Source organism: Peribacillus sp. (assembly GCF_059453735.1).
Genome location: NZ_JAZVJO010000531.1, coordinates 1 through 2,877, shown reverse-complemented (window position 1 = coordinate 2,877; position 2,877 = coordinate 1). Strand labels below are relative to the sequence as shown.

The 2,877-nt window shown below is 39.9% G+C and carries 2 protein-coding genes; both read right to left on the bottom strand.

Translation table 11 applies throughout. From position 1 onward, the window contains the following. Positions 1 to 340: 340 nt before the first annotated feature. Positions 341 to 1,414 carry a DNA integrity scanning diadenylate cyclase DisA gene (gene disA, locus AC52RT_RS17675; protein WP_495541966.1) on the bottom strand — a complete coding sequence of 358 codons (1,074 nt, stop codon included), beginning with the start codon at positions 1,412 to 1,414 and terminating at the stop codon, positions 341 to 343. Between the two features lie 367 nt (positions 1,415 to 1,781). Continuing rightward, the coding region (locus AC52RT_RS17670) for an AAA family ATPase (protein ID WP_495541965.1) at positions 1,782 to 2,877 on the bottom strand (1,096 nt) is incomplete at its 5' end.

Here is a 2,877-nt window from a genome sequence, read left to right as displayed (position 1 = left end):
CCATGAGATCAGCCGTGAGTTCATCGACGCTCTCTGGAACTCTAAGAACGAACCATACGAGGACGGTTACTTCGATGCATATTACGATGGCCTTCTCCGTCTGTTCGCATTCATGCACCTGAGCGGAAAGTACCAGGTAATCTTCCCTGAATAATTTCATACAAACCACATAAACAATTTTTAAAAATGAAACATTTACGTGTATATTTTTCCTTCTATATTGCCATAATTCCGCATAATACCATGGTGCAGCGTGTCTTTCTCATTTATTTCTAGACTAGCACCCAAAATTTTACGTGTCAAAAATAATTCCCTCTTGTCACAAAATATATCTTCTTACTTACATTCTCCGCTCAGCTAAAAATTGATTTTTCAACATTTTAAGTCCTTCTTGAATTTTTTTTGCTCTGACTTCTCCGATACCTTCCACTTCATCAAGATCTAATGTAGAGGCTTTTGTAATATTACCGAAATTTTTAAAACGAGCAACTAGATTATCGACAATTAATAATGGCAGGCGAGGAATTTTATGCAGAATCCTGTATCCTTTAGGGTGGATTATTTCATCAAGATGAATATATCCGTTATGTCCGAGAATCTTTAATACTAGGCTCTCCTCATGTTTTTCCTGCTGAGCAAGCTCATGCATGCGGCTAAGGATAGAAGCAGGCTGTTCTTCTGGATGATTAGAATAATCCTTAATCAGCAGCAGTCCTTCTGTTTCTAAGGTTGCTAACAGTTCATTCATTTGCAGCTGTATTAACCGCCCCTCAGTACCTAATTCATTTAAATAGGCTGAAAGCTCTGCTTTAATGCGCAGGACCATTAAGTAGCGGTGAAATACCTGCAGTAAATCGGCATAACGAACCACTTCTTCAAATTCCATTAAGCCCAGTTCCGTTATGCTCTGCTGAAATACAACTTTATATTTCTCCAGTGTTTGTACAGCTAGATTGGCTTTCGCGAGAATAACTTCAATATCCTTTAATACATAACGAAAAGTACCTTGATATAAAGTAATAATGTTCCGACGCTGCGAAATGGCAATCACCATTGCTTTTGTTTCCCTGGCTACCCGCTCCGCAGTCCTATGGCGCATTCCAGTTTCCCTAGAAGGAACGGTCGTGTCTGGTGCCAGCTGAGCATTTGCAAGGATAATCCGATCTGCTTTATCGTTTAAAATAATGGCTCCATCCATTTTGGCTAATTCATAAAGGGTGCTGGGTGTGAAGGTGCAATTAATCGGGAACCCACCATCCACCACCGAGCGGACTTTTTCTGAACTTCCAATTACAATTAAACCGCCTGTATTAGCACGCAGGACATTATCTATGCCTTCTCGCAATGGGGTACCTGGTGCCACTAGTTGAAGAATCTCTAGTCTCATTTTTTCATATGTCTTCTTATCAGTCATCTTCACCCTCCTCCACCTACTTAAGAGTTTTCACAACGGTGAAACGTCTGCTAATCTGAGGGTTCTAACTTCCCATATCTAGTTTAGCCGCCTCCTTATGCAGTTCAGTCCTTTTCCTGGTAAGTCTATCTAACTGACGAATTAACATCAACCAGGCGGCTCTGAAAGGTATTACTCCTTATCCTTATCGTTAACTTTGAAAAAAATAACTACTTTATAAATTAAATAGAACCGTGCTATTATCCTTCTTAAAGTTCCTTTCATTTATCGACTGTTTCTGCAGATCACATTCTATATGGGGAGAATTATAAAAAAACAGAGGTACACGGCATGAAACCGTGTACCTCCCTGAAGGATTTATTTCTTATTATTTACTACTATCAACAGTTTCCCCGTCTTTTATTAGGAATTCACCGTTTTCGACGTCCATTATAATTTTCTTTCCTTTTACAATGGTTCCTTTAAGTAATTCTTCGGAAAGATAGTCTTCCACATGCTTTTGAATAGCCCGGCGAATTGGTCGTGCACCGTATTCCGGGTTATACCCTTCATCTGCTATCTTTTCTTTCGCTTTATCGGTAAGTTCTAATAAAATATCTTGTTCTTTCAATCGTTCTGTTAACTGATTGGTCATTAAAGAAACAATTTCCTTCAGATGTTTTTTCTCAAGTGAATGGAATACGATGGTCTCATCGATACGATTCAGGAATTCTGGACGGAAGGCACGTTTAAGCTCTTCCATAACCTTTCCTTTCATATCTGAATACCCATTAGCCTCACTCTGTACAGCAAATCCAACGTACTTATTCATTCTTAACGCGGATGCTCCGACATTCGATGTCATAATTAAAAGCGTATTTCTGAAATCAACTGTTCTGCCTTTAGAATCAGTAAGTCTTCCGTCTTCAAGCACTTGCAGAAGGATGTTAAATACATCTGGATGGGCTTTTTCAATTTCATCCAGCAGAACTACAGAATACGGCTTACGACGTACTTTTTCTGTCAACTGGCCGCCTTCCTCATATCCTACATATCCTGGAGGCGAACCCACTAGACGTGAAGTCGAATGTTTTTCCATATACTCAGACATATCAATGCGGATCATCGCATTTTCATCGCCAAAGATCGACTCAGCAAGTGCTCTTGCTAATTCCGTTTTACCAACCCCAGTTGGTCCTAAGAAAATGAATGAACCGGTTGGACGTTTTGGATCCTTTAATCCTGCTCTTGAACGTCGAACCGCCTTTGAAACTGCTTTAACAGCTTCGTCCTGACCGATAACCCTGTCATGAAGAATAGCCTCCATGTTTAATAACTTATCTGATTCAGTCTGTGCGAGTCTTGTTACAGGTACCCCAGTCCAGCTTGATACAACATGGGCAATATCTTCTACTGTAACCTCACTATTTTCTTGGCCTTGCTTTTCTTTCCATACTTTCTTCGTTTCGTCTAACTGTTCACGT

What these genes read in the sequence shown, in the direction of transcription:
- disA (WP_495541966.1), bottom strand. Translation starts at nt 1,414, where the DNA reads ATGACTGATAAGAAGACATATGAAAAAATGAGACTAGAGATTCTTCAA.